Here is a 20947-nt window from a genome sequence, read left to right on the forward strand (position 1 = left end):
TACAAGCATACGCAATCAAATACCCAGCAACTCCTTTATATTTCCCATTGCTTCCCCAATTAGAAGGTGCTACTTCCAAATAATCCATGAACGGGCCAAAAGTTTCATGAATCGAGAAAATCATACATCCTTCAATAATGCTTGGAGAATTTTCTTTTACCAGGATAAATGCTCGTTTCCCTTTTACTAAACTATGTTTACTGAAATTGAACGACCAACCATCAGCTAACGAAGGTATTTCCTTTTTATCTCCTTCTCTAATTTCTCCGCTAACAAGCTGACCCGAATCAACTTCTAAAATCCTTACTTTCATTCATGCTAATAGTTTCAGGTTATCAGTAATTCGAAAGACACAAAAATATCGTCTGATTTGTACGATTATTTTATCAAATCGTCAAAATTGTACGAAAAAAATCACACCCGCAAAAACAGATGTGATTTCACCAAACTACCAAAGCTACTCGTCATTCAACCAACTGAAATGACTTTGTTAACCATAGAACACAATAACTTCAAAAAGTAACAAAAAACCCCGAAGCAAATTACATCGCTTCGGGGTTCCTAATTATTATTCGGTTGCTACTTCTTACAAAGAAAAAGCTGCTTTTACTTGATCTACGAAATCCAATTTTTCCCAAGTGAACAATTCAACTTCTTTCACCACTTGTGTTCCGTCCGGTGCAGTGAATGTTTTCTTAACCACTTCGTTTTTACGTCCCATATGTCCGTAAGCAGCAGTTTCAGAATAAATCGGGTTTCTCAATTTCAAACGTTGTTCGATAGCGTATGGACGCATGTCGAAGATCTCAGCACATTTCTTAGCGATATCTCCATCAGACATTGTCACTTTAGAAGTCCCGTAAGTATTGATGAACAAACCACAAGGTTTAGCAACACCAATCGCATAAGAAACCTGAACCAACACCTCATCACACAATCCAGCTGCAACCAGGTTTTTAGCGATGTGACGTGTAGCGTATGCTGCAGAACGGTCTACTTTTGAAGGATCTTTTCCGGAGAAAGCACCACCACCGTGAGCACCTTTTCCACCATACGTATCCACGATGATCTTACGTCCCGTCAATCCCGTATCTCCGTGAGGTCCTCCGATTACGAATTTCCCTGTTGGGTTGATATGGTAAGTGATCTGGTCGTTGAACAACGCTTGCAATTCCGGTTTCAATTTCGCTTTCACACGAGGAATTACGATGTTCACGATATCGTCGTTGATTTTTTTCAACATCTCCGCTTCAGCAGCGAAATCATCGTGCTGTGTAGAAACTACGATCGTATCAATACGTTGAGGAACATTGTCATCAGAGTACTCGATCGTTACCTGAGATTTTGCATCCGGACGCAAATACCCGATGATATGAGATTCGTTGTTACGGATTTTAGACAATTCCTGTAAGATATTGTGCGCCAAATCCAAAGCCAACGGCATGTAATTCTCCGTTTCTTTCGTTGCGTAACCAAACATCATTCCTTGGTCACCAGCACCTTGAGCTTCTGCTTTCGCTTCGAAATCATCGTTTGAAACTTTACGGTCAACTCCCTGATTGATATCGGAAGACTGATCGTGAATTGCAGAAAGAATCCCACAAGAATTTGCTTCGAACATGTATTCGGACTTCGTGTAACCGATTTTACGGATCACTTCGCGGGCAATTGCCTGAACATCCAAATACGTATTTGTTTTTACCTCACCAGCCAAGACAACTTGCCCTGTTGTTACTAAGGTTTCGCAAGCGACTTTCGATGTTGGGTCGAAAGCCATAAAGTTATCGATTAGCGCATCTGAAATTTGATCCGCTACTTTATCCGGGTGACCTTCAGAAACAGATTCTGAGGTAAACAAGTATGACATAGTCCGTGAGTATAAAATTTATGGTCGCGAAATTAGTGAAAAAAAAGAAATTGATTCGCGAATGTTGAAAAAACAGATATTAATATTCTATTAAATTAATAGATTAATCAAGTGGAATAGTCCTTGATTTTAATCAGTCTTGCTCAAAATGACTCAAAATCAATCTGTTTTTGTTGTATTTGAGCTGTAATTGATATTTTATAGTTGTTATCCCGAAAAACCAGTATTTACCTGAAAATAAAGACGGTAAACGAAAAAGGTATATTTCCTTCTCAAATTCTATTATATTATTTGCATTTTTGTATCTTCAATAAAAAGCATTTAAATGGATGTAAAATCAAAAGAATATATTAGTGGATTATCTCAACTTGAGTTAATGAATGCTAATGGAGATTCTTTTGGATTAATACATATTTCTGAGTTAGAAAATCCTAGCATCGATTTCTACCAAAAACTCTCCCTTGAAAAAGCTAAAAAAGTTGGGGCCAACGCAGTTTATTTTAGGAATTTTCCCGAATCACAAAGACCTTCTAAACCCCAATTATACATTTTTGATTTCACTTCATCTGAAAGAGACATAGTTGAAATTCATAAAAACATATGGAGCAGTACGGAAGTTCGATTATACATTGTCATTAATAAATCTGAAATAAAATTCTTTAATTCATCTAAGCCAGTCGAACATTTCAAAGGAGGCGATTTATATGTATCTCCATTTGAGACTTTAAAAATTGCAGGAGAAGCCATAAAAAAATACAAAGAATATTCTGGAAAAAAATTTGACAACGGCTCTTTTTGGGAGGAAACCAAGTATGATTTTGGTTATAGTGAAACTGCATATGAAAAACTTATTTCTCAGCTTAAAATCACAAGAAATCAATTTCTTGAAGTAATAAAACTCGACAGGGTTATCGCAAGTAAGCTCCTTGTTTTAGGGATTCTAGTTAAATACTTAGAAGAAAGAATTGATATTGATGAAAATGGAAACGAAACCAGAGTTTTTACTTCTGATTTTTTCAATCAAGAAAAATTTGGATGGTCGAATGACTTCACGGAAACCATAAGAAAAGGAAACGAATTCACCCTTAACCTATTTGAATATCTTAGTAATCATTTTAATGGTCGGATTTTTTATTTATCGGAGGAATATAAAGAACAAATAAAAGAAATAGATTTATCTCCATTAGCTGATTTTCTATCAGGAATGTTGGATAATAATCAATTTGTTTTTTGGAGATTATATTCATTTAATTATCTCCCTATTGAATTAATCAGTAGCATTTACGAAATGTTCTTAGAGGCTGACAATACTACAGGAGTTGCATACACACCTTCTTACCTAGTTAGTTTTATGATAGATGAGTGTATGCCTATCAATCAACCAAAAGAGAATTTTAAGATCTTAGATCCAGCCTGTGGCTCCGGAATTTTTTTAGTCTCTGCTTATAAACGAATTATTGATTGGTGGAGAGTTTCAAATTATAAACAAACAGGAGAGTGGATTTTACCTGGAAAAGAAAATCTAGACGAATTAAAAAGTCTACTAAAAGAAAGTATCTATGGCATTGACATTGCCAATGAAGCTGTTGATTTAGCCATTTTTAGTTTGAGTTTGACTTTGTGCGACATTTTATCTCCAAAAGTTATTTGGGAAAACTTGCGATTTGATAATTTGAGTGAAAATGTAGTAGCCTCAGATTTCTTTGATTGGTATCCAGTGAATAAAAATAAAAAGTTTGATTTAGTTATAGGGAATCCGCCTTTTATAGAATATGGATTAAGAGAAACTAAGATTAATAGTTTGGTTTCTGAATTGAATTTGATAGAACAAGTCCCCAATAATCAAAGTGCATTATTATTTACTATTCTAGGGATGAACCTCGTGAAAAAAGAGCAAGGCTTACTTTCATTTATTTTACCCTCTGGTCCTTTATTATATAATAATTCACCTAAACCAATAAATTTTAGAAGGTGGTTATTTAGTGAGTACAATATCCCACAAATAATAGATTTTACATATTTAAGTAATACTCTTTTCAAAAATAAAGGAAATGAAAAAAATGTTGCTGTTTCCGCATTTTTTCTAGAGAATAAAGTCCCAGATAAAAATCCAATTTATCATATTACGGTTAAAAAATTAAAGACGGCTAAAGAACGTCAGTATTTTGAAATTGATCATTATGATTTCCACAAAGTTGGTAAATCTGATGCTATAGATAATCCCTTCGTTTGGAAATCCAATTTACTCGGAGGAGGAAGATTAGTGCCCTTTATTAGTAGATTAACTAGTTTTCAAAGTTTAAAAGATTTTCTTGACAAGAAAAGGAAGAACGGATGGATTTATGGAGACGGGTTTATTAAAGGAAAAAATGATGATGAATTAGTTGCATCAGACTTTGAAAAGAAAAAAGGAGGATATTCAGAAGCTTCTTTTCTTACGAATTTGGATTATGTAGAACCTGAAGATTTTTCTGAAAATGGAATCCAGAACACAAGAAAAAACACTTCGAAATATTTTCAGTGGCCTAGAAATGAAAATATTTTCAAACCTTCTTTATTATTAATAAAGAAAAACATTGGTTCAACCTCAATTCCTGTTTTTTTTAGTGATGCAGCATTAGGATATAAAAATGAAATAATAGGCATTCACTCTCCCGAAATTGAAAAGGAAGAACTCAAAAAAGTGTTTAATCGAATAAAAGGTAATTCCATTTATCGATTTTATATTTTATCAACAAGTGCTAGAAGTGGAGTAAGTCGATCAACCAAAACAACATTGCAGAAAGATATTTTAGGCATCCCCTTTCCAGAAAATGAAAAAGATATTGAATTGACAAAATTCGATGAAATTTTGGTTAGCGACACTTTAAAATATGGTTTGGAATTTTTAGGAAAAGACACTAATGTAAAAGTATTAAAAATAACCTCTGAACAAGAGCTAATTAGTTTCGGAAAAATCTTTTGTGAGGTTTTAAATTCATTATTTGAAATAGAATCAAAAAAATATTCTTTAAAAAACATTTATAAAACAGATTCCTTCATTTGTACTGTATTTGAATATGATAATCGAAACAGTACTTCCATAATGTTGGAAACCGAAATTGATGTTGAAAATCATATTGCAGAACTTGTATATAATAACCTAGGAACGAATTATAGAATAAATAGAGTTGTCAAAATTTATGATGGAGACTTAATTTATTTAATTAAACCTAAAGAATTAAGGTATTGGCTTCAATCTATTGCGTTAAGGGATGCTGATGAAACTATTGTTGATCTTTATAATGCTGGATACTAATGCTAAAAGATAACCATAACTCAGTATCTAACATCCCTAATCCTTCTATAAAGAAGGGTACAATTAAAGAAAATCTAATTACTTTTTTAGAAGAGACTTTATCCAAATTTCAAGAGCATTTTAAAGGTAAAGTAAATGAATCTGAAGAAAATCTAAATGAACAACTAGGCAAAACACTAAGTTATTTTTCAAAAGATCAAACTTTTATTTTTCAAGCAGAAACCAAACAAAAGCAACCAAAGGGGATTGATAGACGAGTAGATATAGGTGTGTTTAGACATTTTTCGGATCCCAATCCTTTCTTCACAATTGAAGCAAAAAGGTTGTCAACTTCAATCCCAAATAACAGAAAGAAGGAATATGTTTTAGGCAACGACCCAACCAAATATACTGGAGGTATTGAAAGATTTAAATATAATATCCATGGTGTAAATTTAGATCATTGTGCCTTAATTGGGTATGTTCAAAATGAAGACTTGAAGTTTTGGCACAAATCTATTAACAATTGGATTCAAGAACTAATTGACAGCAAAATAACATCCTCTTTAAAATGGATTTCAAATGACTTATTGAAGAATACTTGTGGTTTTAAAGACCTGAGATATGCAAAATTCGTTTCAGAAAATGAGAAAATCAACAATACTAAAATCAACTTGAATCATTACTTTGTGAATTTGTGCATATAACATTACGAATGTTACTATTTTTTAGTGCAATATATTATTATCTTAAATGACCAGAATCTTTCAAACAATGATTCCTTTGAGTCAACTGACCCAGATTTTGGACAACCTGTCAGATAAGTTCATAAGTATTCTTTATAAGAAAGCATCTTCAACCCAAAATGATGAACAAAACGCTAGCATTCCTCTTTTTCGCACTCGTGAATTTTGCCTTTTCCCAATCCACCAAAACAGTTCTGTTTGTTGGCACCTTCACAGGCGACAAACCAGACAGCGGAATTTACATTTATGAATTCAATGCTTCAACAGGCAATTTAACTCCTGTAAGCCATGGAAGCAACATCACCAATCCGTCTTTCCTGACTATTTCTCCAAACGGAAACTACATCTATGCGTGTACCGACACCAAAATGCCCGATGCGGGAAGTGTGAGTGCTTTCCGGTTTGATTCCATTTCCGGTTCATTGACTTTTTTGAACAAACAACCAAGTGGCGGCGAAAATCCGGTTTATGTTACAACTAGCAAAAACAACGAGTTTGTCATCAATGCGAATTACACAGCCGGAAGTGTTTCTGTCTTTTCCACCAATACAGATGGAAGTTTAAATCCATTCAGCCAGTTGATTCCGTTTAAAGGAAGCAGCATCAACACCCGCCGACAAGAAAAAGCGCATATTCATGCCACCGTTTTCTCACCCGATTTCAACTACCTCTTCTTTCCCGATTTAGGTTCCGACAAGATTCACGTCTTCGAATTCGATCCGACTAAAAAACAGCCCTTAAAAGCAAGCGAACAATTGGATTTCGTTGCAATTCCCGGAAGTGGGCCTAGGCATTTCACTTTCCACCCAACCAAACCAGTTGCCTATTGCATGGAAGAATTAAGCGGAATGGTTTCGGCTTTCCAGGTTGAAAATGGGAAATTGGACTCAATTCAACGCATCTTTTCCTACTCCAAATTGCAGGAAGATTACAATAGCGCGGACATTCACATTTCCCCTGACGGCCTATTCCTCTATGCTTCCAACAGATGGGACCACGAAAACACACTTTCCATTTTTTCAATCGACCAGAGAAACGGAACGCTGACACTCGTTGGTCATCAATCCACTTTAGGCGACAATCCGAGAAACTTTGTAATCGACCCAACGGGCAATTTTCTCATTGTTGCCAATCAGGTTTCCAATAACCTCATCGTCTTTAAACGCGATTTAAAAACGGGGCTTTTGACCAAAACCCAAACTGAAATAACGGTCAAGAATCCATCTTGCTTACAGATGAGGATATACGGGCAATAAATATTTCAAATTACAAAAATCGTATCTTCGACCCAGATTTATGATTCTGGTTTTATTTTTTGTGGTCTCCGTCATTGCATTAGCACTCTTGGTCTATTGCCGGATTCTTTATTTGAAATTAAAGGAAGCACGGAAAACCAATACCGACCTTTCGACCAGGAACCAGGAACTGAATACCATGGCGCACTCCAGCGAATTGAGTATGATTCGTTACAAACTGAATCCGCACCTGTTTAAGAATGCGCTGAACTCCATTCAATCTCACGCATACCAAACCTATTACTCCATGGACAAGCTTTCCGGAGTATTGGATTACATTTTATATGAAAGTGATCAGCCTTTGGTGAGCTTACAGGAAGAAATGGATTTCGCTGCGAATTTCATTGAGATCAACCGATTGAAGTTGAGTCCGCTCTTTGACTTGCGCATTCGGAATACGATCAATCTGAACGATGAAAAAATCAGTGGTCTGAAGATTCTACCGCTCATAACAGTCGATTTGATTGAGAATGCATTCAAGCATACGGATTTTCAAAAAAGTGAATCGTTCATCTCCATTCATTTGGAGATTGTGAACAACGAATTTTTATTGGAAGTCAGCAACCGCATTTCCGAAAGCGTCCCGATGAAAAAAGAGCGCAGCGGATTAGGAATCAAAAACCTGGAGGAGCGTTTGAAAATTGCTTACCCGAATGCCTATGAACTCACGTTTAAAAATGAGAAACCGCTTTTTCACGCACGTCTCAAACTGAAATTAAATGGCTAAATCTATCCTTAGAGTCGTTTTATTGGATGATGAGCTGCTTGCACTGGGCTATTTGAGAACGTTGTGCGAAGGAATTCCAAACCTGGAAGTTGTCAAGGCATTTGATAATCCGGTTATTTTTCTAGCGGAAGTCCCAAATCTTTCATTCGATTTTTGTATCTCGGATATCGTGATGCCGAATCTCAGCGGATTGGAAGTGGCTGAAAAACTGCATTCCAAACCAATCATTTTCACGACTGCCCATAACGAATATGCAGCTGATGCATTTGATATCGAAGCCATTGATTACCTGAGAAAACCGGTTCAACGTGAGCGTTTGGAACGTGCCATTGAAAAAGTACGAACCCGCATCAACCAAGCCAAAAAACAAGCTACCTGGACAGTCAATACGAATAAAGGGAAATTCACCATCCAATTGTCAACCATTGTCAGTTTCTCAACCGACACTTACGACCGAAGAGACAAATTGATGCTTTTGGAAAATGGCGATGAACTGGTGGTCAAAAACAAATCCTTCGATCAACTCCTACAGGAACTGGATCTGCAATCATTCATCCGTATTTCAAAATCAGAATTGCTTTCCAGGGAATTCATTCAGGGTTATCAAGGCGATGTGGTATGGAGTAAAATCCGGAATAAGGACGGAAAATACGTCGAATTCACCTTGAGTGAAAACTACAAAAAAGCATTTGTTGAAGCATTCAATTTGCGGTGAAAACGCACTTGGTACAATTAAAACATCTTTCAGTACATTCTTAAAAAGGTCGTAATTACTTTACTAGCTACAAGCTTACTTTTGCTCCAAAATTTAAGCTATGCGTAATCTCAGAAATCTCTTGTTTTACATTCTAACGATTGGTGGTTTTGCCGCTATCATTTTTGGTGTGATCCTTTCGGGGAAACCTTTGGAAACAGGAAAAGTAACGACTTTCAAACCGGAGGCTACGGCATCTACCTGGCAACAATTCACTGAAACGTATTACCATAACCTGACGCATCCTTTGGCAATTCTGCTTCTCCAAATCGTAACGATTATTGTCGTTGCGCGCATCTTCGGATTTTTCTGTAAGAAAATCGGTCAGCCTTCCGTCATTGGTGAAATCATTGCTGGTATTTTCCTGGGACCATCTTTTATCGGAATGTATTTCCCTGAATTCTCTCATTTTGTTTTCCCTGAAAAATCGCTAGATAACCTCAAGTTCCTAAGTCAGATCGGATTGATCCTGTTCATGTTTGTCGTAGGGATGGAATTGGAATTGAAAACCTTGAAAAACAAAGCGAATGATGCGGTAGTGATTAGTCACGCGAGCATTATCTTCCCATTCACTCTGGGTGTTAGCTTGGCCTACTTTATCTATACGGAATTCGCTCCTGCAAATGTCAACTTCCTGTCTTTCGCTTTATTTATTGGAATCTCAATGAGTATCACCGCCTTCCCTGTTCTGGCGCGTATTGTTCAGGAACGAGGCTTAAGTAAAACCAAATTGGGATCCATTGTCATTACCTGTGCGGCGGCAGACGATATTACCGCCTGGTGTATCCTAGCTGGAGTGATAGCTATCGTTAAGGCAGGTTCTGTCCTGAGTGCGATCTATATCATTATCATGGCGATTGCTTATGTATTCCTGATGTTGAAGATCGTTCAACCTTTCTTGAAACGATTGGGAGATAAGCATTCGAACAAGGAAAGTTTGAGTAAACCGGTTGTTGCCATTTTCTTCATCACCTTATTGATTTCTGCTTTTGCAACGGAAGTAATCGGAATTCACGCATTATTCGGAGCATTTCTAGCTGGTGTGATCATGCCTTCAAATATTAATTTCAGAAAGATCTTTATTGAAAAAATTGAAGATGTTTCCGTCCTCTTATTGCTTCCATTATTCTTTGTTTTCACAGGACTACGAACTCAAATAGGTTTGCTGAATGATTGGCACTTGTGGTTAATCGCCTTCATCATCATTGCAGTGGCGGTAACCGGAAAATTTCTGGGTTCAGCGCTCGCAGCAAAATTTGTGGGACAATCCTGGAGAGACAGTCTGATCATTGGAGCCTTGATGAATACACGTGGTTTGATGGAATTGATCGTTCTGAATATCGGATATGATCTGGGAGTTCTTTCCGATGAGATTTTCGCCATGTTGGTGATCATGGCATTGATTACCACATTCATGACCGGACCAATGCTAGACCTGATCAACTGGATCATGCCTGAAAAGAAATCTGACGAAGAAATCCAGGACAGTCAAAAACTGTCAACGAAATATTCGATCCTACTTTCGTTCGGGAGTCCGGAAAGAGGAAGAACCCTCTTGAGGCTAGCAAACAGCTTTATCCGGAAATCGCCTGAAAATGCAAACGTAACCGCTTTACACGTTTCTTTGAGTACTGATCTGAACCAGTTCAAGGCAGAAGCATACGAGCGGGAAAGCTTTGCTCCGATCACAGAAGAATCGCAGAAATTGCATATGCCGGTAGTCACTTTGTTCAAACCAACGGTGGATATTGACAAAGAGATTACGGACACGTCCAATGCAGGAAACTTTGATTTGTTGCTGATCGGGATCGGAAGCTCTGTTTTTGAAGGATCCCTTCTTGGAAGAATTCTTGGATTTACAACGAAATTGATCAATCCGGAACGCTTATACGAAACCATTACAGGTAAAGAACCCTTGTTTGAAAACACCGTTTTTGATGAACGAACACGTCAATTGATCAAAAATGCCAAATTGCCAATTGGTATCGTAATCGATAAGGACCTGGAAAAAGTAGAAAATGTGTTCTTGCCTATTTTCTCCATTCACGACAGCTTCTTATTGGTTTATGCTCAAAAACTGATTCATCATAGCAATGCGCGGGTAACGATTATCGATTCTTCCGGAATTGTAAAAACACATCCGGAATTGAAAGAATCTATTCGCATGATTGAACAAGTGGCCCCGAATCACATTTCCCTGCAAACAGAACCTCGTTTGGACAAGGAATTCATGAGTCAACAAGACTTGATGTTGATCAGTCACGACAGTTGGCGAAAAGCAGTTGAAACACAAAGCCTATGGCTAACAAATACCCCTTCAGTACTTATTCTAAAACCATAATTGTTGATTAAAAAGCATGGAATATTAGAGGAGAGTCCGCCGTGGCGGACGAAGACTGAGGTTCCGTCTGAAAAGACGGGAAAGCTCAGAGATAAGACTTTTTAAACATCAAATCGAATAGGTCTGAAGGGTATTTTCCTCAACTTTGATCTTCACACATCCAGTAAACCGAATAAAAAAATCCCATCCGTCAGCTGACAGATGGGATTTTAAATTTCCTCCAAGTGATTCTTATCTTCTGAAACCGCTTGTATAGGTATTCAATTCTTCAATGCTGGATTCGAATGTGAATGCATCATTCAATTGATAATAATTTCCGATATCGTGTGTATAACCGTATGCATATTTCGCCAAGTCCAAACGTGTATCTTCAAAACTGAACAACAACATCAAACGCTTTACCTGATTGCTTGTCATACAGTTTGTATTAATCACTTGCTTCGCCATTGTTAATTTGGAATCATCAAAACTTTTAGCTTCGATTGACTGAACCACTTCATTGAAACGAGATTCGCTCATTGGATATCCGTTACAACCAACATTCCCGTTGTAACCAGGCATCACATAACCTGATTGTTGCACAGTTCCAACCGTTCCGACATTCCCGGAAGTTGTCGTTGTGGAAGAATACGTCGTTGTTGTAGTACTCTGAGTTTGGGTGTTCATTCCCGTTTCATTCACATTGATGTTCATGTTAATGTTTGCTCCACCGGTCATTGGATCATTCACATTGATTCCCACATTCATCTGATCCGAATTCGTTGGATTTGTAGTGGTATTCGAAATAACCGTTGTCTGAGTAACTGTGGTTGCCAGAGGTGTATCGTGATAAACGATTACATTCTGACCTCCCATAGGTCTTGGAGCCTCAGCAATTGGAACTTCACTCATCCATCTCAAAACAGTCTCTCCTTTATTGCTGCTTTTGATAGTATAAGTAGTTTCTGTTCCCGGGTTGAAGTTCAATGTCTTATCAATATCCGGAGTAATTCCATCCGTAAATTTCACTTTTACTTTGTAATAAGGTTGAATCAGATTTGTAACTCTCACATTCGTTTCAGGATTCACATTTTGCTGAATTCCATTCAATATGACATAAAATTGTTGACCCTGCTCAGAGAAGAAAACCAGATTGGTATTCTGTTGCGCATTGGACAACTGTGAAATAAATAATAAGATAAATAGTGTAAATAACTGTTTCATAGTAACGATTTTTAAATTTTTCAAGTGCATTTCAAAAACGATGCCAAAGCCTTTTACAGGATTAAAAATGGTTTCTGAATCAATACAAACGTAAAAATAAGAAGCATTTTGGTATCCAACAACTCTAACCCGGAATTACTTTAAAGCGTTAAAAAAACAAGTTTTTTTAATTCAAACCGACAAATCACAAAAATTCGTGAAAAATGCGATTACTTTTGTTGCGATTATTCCAATTAAATGAACGGGTTATTCGAGCAATTTTCTAAAGAATTTCAAAACTTAATTGGTGAGTTTAAACTTCCTTTGGAAAATCCGATTCTTACCTTTTCCCTTCTCCTATTGATTATCCTTTTTTCTCCGATTATTTTGCGGAGATTCAAAATTCCCGGGTTAATCGGATTGATCATTTCCGGAGTCATTATTGGTCCGAATGGATTTCAATTAATTTCGGAAGCCAACATGAAAACGGGATTCGTGAACATGTTTTCCAAAATTGGCTTATTGTACATCATGTTCATGGCCGGTCTGGAATTGGACATGCAGGATTTCAAGCGCTACCGGAACAAATCAATCACTTTCGGGGCATTGACCTTTTTCATTCCGCTTCTTTTGGGATATCCAACCTGCAGATATGCACTTGGTTTAAGCGAAATTGCGAGTTTGCTGACTGCCAGTATGTTTGCTACGCATACCCTGGTTGCCTATCCGATTGTTTCCAAATTTGGTATTTCCAAAATGGAAGCGGTTGCAATTGCAGTTGGAGGAACAATTCTTACAGACACTGCGGTACTGATTATCCTGGCGGTTATTTCCGGTTCAGATAATGGAGTAATTAATACCAACGTTTTAATTCACTTGGCAATCACCCTTTCCATTTTCAGTTTGATCATGTTTTGGGGAGTTCCAAAAATTTCGCGCTGGTTCTTTCGAAAACTGGAATCGGAGAAATCCTCCCAATTCATTTATGTATTATCCATCCTTTTCTTCTCTGCATTCCTTGCGGAAGTTGCGGGAATAGAAGCCATTATCGGGGCATTCGTTGCGGGATTGGTCATGAACCGGTTGATTCCTCATTCTTCCACCTTGATGAATCGGGTTGAGTTCATTGGAAATGCCTTATTCATTCCGTTCTTCCTGATTTCTATCGGGATGGTTGTGAACGTGAAGGCGCTGGCAAACGAACCTTGGGCCTGGGCAGTTGCCGGAATCCTGAGTGCTTTTGCCATATTCAGCAAATTCCTTGCAGCTCTGATCACCCAACTTATTTTCAAACTGAAAGGTGCGGAAAGACAACTCATCTTTGGTCTAAGTACCGCACACGCAGCTGCAACATTGGCCGTGATCAATGTGGGATACACGATGGGAATTCTGGATATTGAAATTGTCAACGGAACCGTTATCCTCATTTTGATCACCAGCATGACCGCCTCTTTTGTAACCGAAAATGCAGGAAAAAAATTACTCATTGCGCAAACCAAGAATGAACCATTGGAAGGACCTTCCATGCGCAGTCAACATGTATTGGTTGCAGCAAATGAACTGAAAGGAAATGAACAATTGCTCGACTTTTCGGTTCTGATTACAGACAAAACAGTCATGAACCCGATTTCGGTAGTGAGCGTTCTCGAAAACGATGAAGAAGCTGAAATGCGAATCCGTCGTTCCAGAAAACACATGGATGATTTCATCACACATTACAACAGCGGTGAGATCAATGTCCATGCCATGGCGACAATCGACCACAACCTATCCAGCGGAATTTCGCGAGTTTCCAAAGAATTGGTGGCGGATATCGTATTGATCAACGATAACTCAAAAGCCAACTTGTTTCAGAGACTCATCGGCGATGACCGGGATCACTTATTGAACGTGTGTGAGAAAACCGTTTTCTTCTGTCATTTCAATCATTCTTTTTCCAGTTACCGCAAAATTTCGGTAGTCTGTCCCGTTTATGCCGAATTGGAGCAGGATTGTAATCAATGGCTGGAACGTGTGATGCGTATTTCCAAAGAATTGAACCTGGATATTGATGTATACAGCACCCGCGAAACTTTCGAGAAATTCAAGGCGTATCGCACCTACCGGAAATTCAACGCTGATCTGACACATTTTCCTATTGAGTCGCCGGAAGAAATCGTGGAGAAATTGCCTCGTTTTGGTGAAAACCAATTGTTTGTATCCGTTTTTGCACGCTCCGGATCCGTTTCTGCTTTTACCGGAATGGAATCTTTGCCGCAGCGCATGGAGAAGGAGAATCCGAACCTGGATCACCTATTCATTTATCCGTCCCAAAGCCCTGCTGATCTATCCTACGCAGCTTACGACGACATGAGCGGAAGTCCGCTTGCCGCAGGTGTGGAAACCATTCAGCGTTTGTCCAAAGAAGTTGGGGGAATGTTTAAGAAGACGGAAGAGTAATTGATTTTCAATCCGAGATCAAATCCACCAATTTCTTAGGTGCCACATTCGAATAGGAAGTCTTCACAATATCTTTCAAAAAATCTTCATCCACCTTCCCGAAATAAACCTGTGTCCAACCTTGTAATCCCCATTTATTAGGAATTGGGTGACACGCACTTTCATCCCAACTGCAAAACACGGATTGTTGGATCGGTGTCAGTTTCACGACAAAAAAATCCGCTTCTGTTCCGACAGTTGCAAATATTTTCTTTTTCACCCGGTAAGATTTTTTCTCGAAATGAGGTTCTTCACTGGCTTCCGGCAACGACATGGCGTAATGATGTAATGTGGAAAAATTTATCATCAATTAGTAACTTATTTGCGAATATATCGTTTCCAATTTACACTATTGAATTTAATTAGTTAAAAACAACCATGGCTATTATACTGAATCTCATTGCATTTACAGCTTGTATTATTTGGTTTCACCGTTTGATTGGCAAACCGGGAAATAAACTGATTCTCCCGGTTATCCTGGTTTATCTGGCAAGTACCATTATCAGCTTCATGCTCTCTTTTGCTTTTCAAAGTGACTATTTGGACGGACTTCTTCACATCATTATAAGCGGGGTTTCCATCCTCCTATTTTGGCTATGGACAACCATTGCACTTATCGTGAAGCATCTCAAAAATGATCAATTCAAACACCTGTTAATTGATCTGGCACAAACGAGTTCATTGCTAATAGTACCCTTATTTATTGTACTAATGCTTAGCAATGCCTCCTTCAAGATCGGAGGTTAAATTCGTGGAAGAAAACCTGACTCAATAATTTAAATATCCCTACGTTATATTAAAAACCAGTAAATACATCCTTTTAATGAACATCCTTCAAAAACTAGCTCGAAAAGTCATTAAGAAATCGTTCAATTTATCCGTTTGGACCATTCAGCAATTTTATGATATGTCAGAATATAACGAAAAAATGATTCGTTTAAGAAAACTTCCGGAAGGAACTTTGGGGTACGATATAGCAAAATGTCTGGATCAAAATCAATTGACCCTTGTCCCTAAATATGAAAGCCATGATATGAAACATGTTTTACTGGGTTATGAGATGACACCCTTAGATGAAATTCGAATGCAGGCATTCATGCTCGGAAACGGAAATTATAGTTTCCCTTGTTTTGCTATTTTAGCTTTCGGCATCATCCTCCTTCCTGATAAATGGACTTCATTTTACAAGGATTTTAAAAAAGGTAGAACAAGTGAAAAAATCAAAACCTGGACAATTGAAGCATATGCAGATCTCAATACAACAGAACTAAAAGAACTGATTGTAAAAAATGAGAGCTGTCAAAAGAAAGCAGAACTATCATTAAAAGTGATTGTAAAATATGGGGCGATTAGTGCTGTTACAGCTGGTATCTTTGGTATGTTATTCTGCCTTCCTTTCCTATTTTCTTCAAACATTGCTGATTTGATAGGAGCAGGTTTTCCATTTGTTGGTGGGGCAGTCTTAACTGTCGGTGGTCTTTTGACACTTTCCAATATTTCCAAGCATCAGTTCATTCATCAAAATACCGCTAAAAACTAAAAACCTCGTGCTCTTCGCATACCTCGTGGTTATTACCACAAAGAGCACGAAGCACAAAAGGAATATTTTTTATTGGAGATGATTGAAAAAAAAATCGTACGGATATTGTTGAAACCATGACTCCTACAAATAAAAACCTCGTGTTCCTCGTGTACTTTGTGGTTAATATAAACCACTAGGATCACGAAGTACACGAGGAATATCCTTTAATGCAACTGTTAATCAATAACCGCCGCGTTCTTACTTAGTGTTTCTCCATTCCATTCGGTTTACAACAAGCAGGCAATTTTTCAAATGCTGTGGGATCGGCCAAAACCTCATCCGCATTGTAACCCAATAGGGAAACCTGTTTTTTGATCTCAGCTAATGAAATTACATCGTTCTTGAACTTTACAGTCAATTTTCGCGAGGGTACATCTAATTCTGCGAATTTAACTCCTTTCGTATAATTCAATGCTCCTTCAATACGCTCTTTACACTCATCGCATTCCGCACTTGTTGCAATGACAACTGTTTCTACCTTGGCGGCTGTTTTTTGACTAAATCCGAAGCTGCTTACAAACAAAAGAGCTAATACTAACAAACTATTTTTCATAGGGTTCTATTTTAAAATTTAAATTTTATCAATCACTTTTTTTCTACTTTCCGTTTAATCTCATATCTAAATCCAGCGTAAACGACCGTTCCCATAACCGACGCCCAAACACGGGTCGCATCGAAGGTTGGGTCGTAAGGATTATTTGCGCTGATAATCGGATTTTTTTGCTTGAAGTTAAACAAGTTCTCTCCTCCGACATATACATCCCAACGTTTGAAATGACGTGTAATCTGTGCCAAGCCAACAGGTACAACATTACTCTTCTCGTTCGTTAAACGCGAACCATCCGGTAAAGTCACATCCGGCAAACGCATCGGACTATATACAGAAATCGTACCGTCCAATTCCCACTTCTTGTTTCTGCTCGCAAATGCCACATTGAACAATCCTCTGTGCTGAGGAATCATCACCTGTTGTCTGAGACTTCCAGCGTAATCCGCTTTCACCTCCAGGAACTTATAAGCCAAACGGAAAGTGATCGTTTTCCATGGCATGAAGCTCAACTCTGTCTGAAAAGTACTGCTTCTGGAAACATTCCGCTGAAAACCAAAGAAGATCGAATCTGTTGATTGCTCCCGATCGATAATCAATTGCTTCGTGAAGCGGGCATGATAAAAATCGGCTGAAATACTTGCCGCACGATTCCACCACCTCATGGTTCGTATAACTGAAATTCCGGAGTTCCAAACTTCTTCCTGTTCGTTACTGCCGTTTACGATCCATGCTTTCGAAGTTGCCAATAAGGAGGAATTATCCATCACTATTGTTGGCAATCTCCAGGATTTTCCTGTTGTAACGCGAATGTCTGTAAATTCATCCAAAGTATATTTTGCATGCACTCGTGGTGAAAACTGGAATTTTTCTTTCTGGTCACTGAATGCGGTTTGGTAATCTGCACGCATACCTGCCACCAAAACCAAACGGGTTCCTGTGTAAGTATATTCGAAGAAAGCACCCGGTGTAATGACATTCCGATTGAAATTCACAGAGTCCACATGTTGCTGCAAATCCTGACCTACGGCTGAAATCCCAACTTTGTATTTGTGGGAGGTGGATCCGATGATTCCATCGAAAATCGCGTTGACATAACCACGGAGTTCCCTTCCTCCAAAATCACGTAAACCATACAACCCATCCGATTGGTGGTATTTGAATTGGTAAACAATCCCTAAACTCTGGTAGCGTTTTTTCGGGAACAGGAAGCCTGTCTTAGCAAAAAACTCTGCGTGTTGATTGGTTGTTTCAGCTTTGTATCGATTGGCAGTTCCAAATAATTGTCCTCCTAATCGTTGATCATAATACCCATTTACACCAAATCGGGTCTCAAACTTTTTACCGGTATATTCCCAGCGATTCATAAAAGAACCCGATTTACTTAAAGGTGCATCGCGAAAACCGTCCTTGTTCCCATCCCATTCGCTTTGAAGCGTTGAAACATGTGCGAACGTTCCCGTGCTCCATTTGTCGTTGATGATCTGTCCTCCGTGCACATTCAATTCTGCTCTTCCCAAACTGGAACCATATCCATTCACGAAAAGGCGTTGCATGGTGGTTGGTTTCCGAAATTCGACATTGATCAATCCTGCCATGGATTCATACCCATTCACTACGGAACCTGTTCCTTTCGTTATCTGGATCGATTCAACCCAGGTTCCCGGAACCGAATTCAATCCGAAACTACTTTCCAAACCGGTTAGAAACGGAATGTTTTCCATTTGCAATTGCGTATAAACACCGTCCAATCCCAACAATTGGATTTTCTTTGCTCCGGAAACTGCATCTGTGAAATTCACATCAACTGTTGCGTTGGTTTCAAAAGACTCCGATAAATTACAGCAGGCTGCTTTTTTCAATTCACCCTCCCCCAGATTTTCAACCTGAAGCGGTTTTAAACGGGAAAAGGTTTTGGAATCCTGTTTGAACTCAATGATCACCTCATCCAATTCATCGATTTCAAAAAGGAATACTTCCAATCCGGAAAAACGATCCTCTTTTGTGACAATGACAGAATCACTCTCATATCCGGGGGCAGAAATCACCAGAAGATCAGGTAAATCCTTAGGTAAGACCATCTCAAAACGACCATTTTCTTCTGTGTAGACTTGGGTTTGAGCTTTTCTTAAAATTACTTTTGCTTGTTTAAGCGGGATTTTTCCACCATTTTTTATTCCAAATACAATCCCTTGAAGTTGGGCCTGACTATTAGAAAGAAAAAACAGGAAAAAACCGATTAATATATATCTCATTGTTTTTAACGTTTGATTCTACTTCACTTTTGTAACAAAAGGAAGGAATCACAGACGCCAAATACACAAATGAGTTAATCTTTCGAGACTTGAAAGTATGGTGGGAGGATCGGAACCGGAAAAAAGTTCGTTGTCATCAGTTCCCCAAAGCACTTCAAAATGTGAGAAGAACGACAAAATGGAAATCTCTTCTACCGCTTCGGAAAAGATCGGATGTACATTTTGAAAGAAGAAAAAAGAGAATTGCCAGTTGGAAACCTCATCCAAACAACAATTATCGGAAATGGTCTCCTGATCAGAAACGATTACTTCCTTATCGGAACAGCAAGCTGGTTTTTCAACCGTCAGATGCTCTTCCGAACATTCACCGGAAGGAACAAAAACAGAATTCGAAACGCTGTTATCGTGTAAACAGGTATGCTGATAAAAAGGAATCCCAATCGTGCCCATCAGCACAACTACGATCATTCCTATTTGAAGCATTCGTTTCATCGAAATCAAAAGTACAAAAAAAGAAGTAGGGATAAATTCATAAAAAACTTTTAACTTGAAATGCCAACGGATTAAACTTCGTACTTTTGTTATCCTGAAAATCAAGATGAAGACAACACGAAACACAGCAGCGAGAAGCGCTATTTTAGAACTCATTAATGACTCGAATGTAGCCTTGTCTCAGCCTGCTATTCAACACAAATTGAATGGATTGTGCGATCGTGTCACTATTTACCGTGTCTTGGAACGTTTACTGGATGACGGATTGATTCACAAAATCGTGAATGTAAACGGTGTTGTCAACTATGCTGCTTGCAATTCCTGCGATCACAATCATCAGCATGATCACGAACATATTCATTTCAGTTGCAGGGTTTGCGGTGAATTGACTTGCCTGGATCAGGTAATTCCGTCTTTTTCACTTCCTGAAGGATTTCAGGCAGAAGAAACCTTCTTCACCATTTCCGGGATCTGTAAAAACTGCAAAAGTTCGGAGGAATGAGTGTCAACCATGAAAAAGCAGAAAAAACTGCCTGGTTCAGTTTAGTAGGCAATTTCCTGATGGCCATTGTGAAAGCCTTGGTCGGATATTTCGGAAACTCCTATGCATTGATTGCCGACGCAATTGAATCTACCGGTGACGTTTTTGCTTCTGCACTAGTCATTATTGGCTTTCGATATGCAAAAAGGCCACCTGATGAAAATCATCCTTATGGGCATGGAAAAGTAGAACCTTTAATCACCTTTGTAGTTGTTGGATTTTTAGTTGCCTCAGCCACATTAATCATCATCGAAAGCATTTACAACATTCAAACTCCGCACAAAGCTCCTAAGGCTTATACGCTTTGGTTTATAGGAGGAATCATTATCGTCAAGGAACTCTTTTTTCGTTTTGTCTCCAAATCAGGAGATGAAACAGGAAGCACTTCGTTGAAAGCAGATGCCTGGCATCATCGAAGTGATGCCATTACTTCTGCTTTTGCTTTTGTTGGAATTGCTATTGCAGTTTACATGGGTGATTCCTGGGCTCAGGCAGATGATTGGGCGGCACTCGTTGCTTCCTTGATCATTCTTTATAATGCATACAAAATATTCCGACCTGCTTTGGGAGAAATCATGGACGAACATGTACATGATGATTTTATCCTGATTATTCGTGATAAATCAACCGAAGTCGCAGGAATTATCGATACCGAAAAATGCATGGTTCGCAAATCGGGAATGCGTTACTGGGTAGATCTGCACATTCATGTGGACGGAAAACTAAGCGTTCATGAAGGGCACACCATTGCTCATAACCTGAAAAAGCATCTGATGGATGAAATTCCGGAGATTGAAGATATTTTAGTGCACGTGGAGCCATCGGATGATTTCAAAGGGCATTTCGACTACGCTAAATGACTT

General features: G+C 38.4%; 17 protein-coding genes and 1 pseudogene. 11 read left to right on the forward strand and 7 right to left on the reverse strand.

Features of this window, described 5'->3' with window-relative positions:
• Nucleotides 1-313: pseudogene (locus tag AAG807_RS08815) on the reverse strand (hypothetical protein); the annotation flags it as partial.
• 273 nt (nt 314-586) lie between these two features.
• Entirely contained in the window at nt 587-1867 is a 1281-nt protein-coding gene (gene metK / locus AAG807_RS08820; protein WP_341902532.1) for a methionine adenosyltransferase, read from the reverse strand.
• Between the two features lie 325 nt (nt 1868-2192).
• On the opposite strand from metK, the gene AAG807_RS08825 reads away from it, so the two are divergent.
• The 6 genes from AAG807_RS08825 (at nt 2193) to AAG807_RS08850 (ending at nt 11007) form a co-directional block, all read left to right on the forward strand.
• Nucleotides 2193-5165: an N-6 DNA methylase gene (locus tag AAG807_RS08825; RefSeq protein ID WP_341902534.1), complete on the forward strand. Its 2973-nt coding sequence runs from the start codon at nt 2193-2195 to the stop codon at nt 5163-5165.
• The gene (locus AAG807_RS08830; protein WP_341902535.1) at nt 5165-5851 is read left to right on the forward strand and encodes a hypothetical protein; all 687 of its coding nucleotides are present in this window, start codon (nt 5165-5167) and stop codon (nt 5849-5851) included. Before AAG807_RS08825 ends, AAG807_RS08830 begins: the two co-directional genes overlap by 1 nt.
• A gap of 161 nt (nt 5852-6012) precedes the next feature.
• Nucleotides 6013-7146 carry a lactonase family protein gene (locus tag AAG807_RS08835; RefSeq protein ID WP_341902537.1) on the forward strand — a complete coding sequence of 378 codons (1134 nt, stop codon included), beginning with the start codon at nt 6013-6015 and terminating at the stop codon, nt 7144-7146.
• A gap of 40 nt (nt 7147-7186) precedes the next feature.
• Nucleotides 7187-7912 (forward strand): histidine kinase, encoded by a 726-nt coding sequence (locus tag AAG807_RS08840; protein WP_341902540.1) that lies wholly within the window; start codon nt 7187-7189, stop codon nt 7910-7912.
• Nucleotides 7905-8627, forward strand: a complete 723-nt coding sequence (locus tag AAG807_RS08845; protein ID WP_341902544.1) for a response regulator transcription factor — start codon at nt 7905-7907, stop codon at nt 8625-8627. Before AAG807_RS08840 ends, AAG807_RS08845 begins: the two co-directional genes overlap by 8 nt.
• A 100-nt stretch (nt 8628-8727) precedes the next feature.
• Nucleotides 8728-11007 carry a cation:proton antiporter gene (locus AAG807_RS08850; RefSeq protein WP_341902547.1) on the forward strand — a complete coding sequence of 760 codons (2280 nt, stop codon included), beginning with the start codon at nt 8728-8730 and terminating at the stop codon, nt 11005-11007.
• 231 nt (nt 11008-11238) lie between these two features.
• Here the strand turns inward: AAG807_RS08850 and AAG807_RS08855 are convergent, their stop codons facing one another.
• Nucleotides 11239-12210, reverse strand: coding sequence for a DUF4476 domain-containing protein (locus AAG807_RS08855; RefSeq protein WP_341902550.1), 972 nt, complete (start codon nt 12208-12210; stop codon nt 11239-11241).
• Nucleotides 12211-12447: 237 nt separating this feature from the next.
• On the opposite strand from AAG807_RS08855, the gene AAG807_RS08860 reads away from it, so the two are divergent.
• Nucleotides 12448-14628 (forward strand): cation:proton antiporter, encoded by a 2181-nt coding sequence (locus tag AAG807_RS08860; RefSeq protein ID WP_341902552.1) that lies wholly within the window; start codon nt 12448-12450, stop codon nt 14626-14628.
• 7 nt (nt 14629-14635) lie between these two features.
• Here AAG807_RS08860 and AAG807_RS08865 read toward each other — a convergent pair whose 3' ends face one another.
• The gene (locus tag AAG807_RS08865) at nt 14636-14974 is read right to left on the reverse strand and encodes an MmcQ/YjbR family DNA-binding protein (RefSeq protein ID WP_341902555.1); all 339 of its coding nucleotides are present in this window, start codon (nt 14972-14974) and stop codon (nt 14636-14638) included.
• A 71-nt stretch (nt 14975-15045) separates the two neighbouring features.
• Here AAG807_RS08865 and AAG807_RS08870 point away from each other — a divergent pair, with 71 nt between their 5' ends.
• Nucleotides 15046-15414 (forward strand): hypothetical protein, encoded by a 369-nt coding sequence (locus AAG807_RS08870; protein WP_341902558.1) that lies wholly within the window; start codon nt 15046-15048, stop codon nt 15412-15414.
• 76 nt (nt 15415-15490) lie between these two features.
• A complete protein-coding gene (locus AAG807_RS08875) occupies nt 15491-16207 on the forward strand; it encodes a hypothetical protein (protein WP_341902561.1) in 717 nt (238 codons plus the stop codon).
• A 244-nt stretch (nt 16208-16451) separates the two neighbouring features.
• Here AAG807_RS08875 and AAG807_RS08880 read toward each other — a convergent pair whose 3' ends face one another.
• From AAG807_RS08880 to AAG807_RS08890, 3 genes are read right to left on the reverse strand one after another with little or no spacing between them, the layout of a single operon-like run.
• Nucleotides 16452-16802: a heavy-metal-associated domain-containing protein gene (locus AAG807_RS08880; protein WP_341902564.1), complete on the reverse strand. Its 351-nt coding sequence runs from the start codon at nt 16800-16802 to the stop codon at nt 16452-16454.
• A gap of 32 nt (nt 16803-16834) precedes the next feature.
• Complete coding sequence (locus AAG807_RS08885) at nt 16835-19051, reverse strand: TonB-dependent receptor (RefSeq protein WP_341902566.1); 2217 nt, start codon at nt 19049-19051, stop codon at nt 16835-16837.
• 48 nt (nt 19052-19099) lie between these two features.
• The gene (locus AAG807_RS08890) at nt 19100-19543 is read right to left on the reverse strand and encodes a hypothetical protein (RefSeq protein ID WP_341902568.1); all 444 of its coding nucleotides are present in this window, start codon (nt 19541-19543) and stop codon (nt 19100-19102) included.
• Between the two features lie 106 nt (nt 19544-19649).
• Here AAG807_RS08890 and AAG807_RS08895 point away from each other — a divergent pair, with 106 nt between their 5' ends.
• Nucleotides 19650-20045 carry a transcriptional repressor gene (locus AAG807_RS08895; RefSeq protein ID WP_341902571.1) on the forward strand — a complete coding sequence of 132 codons (396 nt, stop codon included), beginning with the start codon at nt 19650-19652 and terminating at the stop codon, nt 20043-20045.
• A complete protein-coding gene (locus tag AAG807_RS08900) occupies nt 20042-20944 on the forward strand; it encodes a cation diffusion facilitator family transporter (RefSeq protein ID WP_341902576.1) in 903 nt (300 codons plus the stop codon). Before AAG807_RS08895 ends, AAG807_RS08900 begins: the two co-directional genes overlap by 4 nt.
• The last annotated feature ends 3 nt before the right edge of the window (nt 20945-20947 follow it).

Source organism: Fluviicola taffensis DSM 16823, assembly GCF_943372375.1.
In the GTDB taxonomy this organism is placed as follows: domain Bacteria; phylum Bacteroidota; class Bacteroidia; order Flavobacteriales_D; family Crocinitomicaceae; genus Fluviicola; species Fluviicola taffensis_A.

Coding starts and splice junctions, on each gene's coding strand:
- metK (WP_341902532.1), bottom strand. CDS start 1,867: ATGTCATACTTGTTTACCTCAGAATCTGTTTCTGAAGGTCACCCGGAT.
- AAG807_RS08825 (WP_341902534.1), top strand. CDS start 2,193: ATGGATGTAAAATCAAAAGAATATATTAGTGGATTATCTCAACTTGAG.
- AAG807_RS08830 (WP_341902535.1), top strand. CDS start 5,165: ATGCTAAAAGATAACCATAACTCAGTATCTAACATCCCTAATCCTTCT.
- AAG807_RS08835 (WP_341902537.1), top strand. CDS start 6,013: ATGAACAAAACGCTAGCATTCCTCTTTTTCGCACTCGTGAATTTTGCC.
- AAG807_RS08840 (WP_341902540.1), top strand. CDS start 7,187: ATGATTCTGGTTTTATTTTTTGTGGTCTCCGTCATTGCATTAGCACTC.
- AAG807_RS08845 (WP_341902544.1), top strand. CDS start 7,905: ATGGCTAAATCTATCCTTAGAGTCGTTTTATTGGATGATGAGCTGCTT.
- AAG807_RS08850 (WP_341902547.1), top strand. CDS start 8,728: ATGCGTAATCTCAGAAATCTCTTGTTTTACATTCTAACGATTGGTGGT.
- AAG807_RS08855 (WP_341902550.1), bottom strand. CDS start 12,210: ATGAAACAGTTATTTACACTATTTATCTTATTATTTATTTCACAGTTG.
- AAG807_RS08860 (WP_341902552.1), top strand. CDS start 12,448: ATGAACGGGTTATTCGAGCAATTTTCTAAAGAATTTCAAAACTTAATT.
- AAG807_RS08865 (WP_341902555.1), bottom strand. CDS start 14,974: ATGATAAATTTTTCCACATTACATCATTACGCCATGTCGTTGCCGGAA.
- AAG807_RS08870 (WP_341902558.1), top strand. CDS start 15,046: ATGGCTATTATACTGAATCTCATTGCATTTACAGCTTGTATTATTTGG.
- AAG807_RS08875 (WP_341902561.1), top strand. CDS start 15,491: ATGAACATCCTTCAAAAACTAGCTCGAAAAGTCATTAAGAAATCGTTC.
- AAG807_RS08880 (WP_341902564.1), bottom strand. CDS start 16,802: ATGAAAAATAGTTTGTTAGTATTAGCTCTTTTGTTTGTAAGCAGCTTC.
- AAG807_RS08885 (WP_341902566.1), bottom strand. CDS start 19,051: ATGAGATATATATTAATCGGTTTTTTCCTGTTTTTTCTTTCTAATAGT.
- AAG807_RS08890 (WP_341902568.1), bottom strand. CDS start 19,543: ATGAAACGAATGCTTCAAATAGGAATGATCGTAGTTGTGCTGATGGGC.
- AAG807_RS08895 (WP_341902571.1), top strand. CDS start 19,650: ATGAAGACAACACGAAACACAGCAGCGAGAAGCGCTATTTTAGAACTC.
- AAG807_RS08900 (WP_341902576.1), top strand. CDS start 20,042: ATGAGTGTCAACCATGAAAAAGCAGAAAAAACTGCCTGGTTCAGTTTA.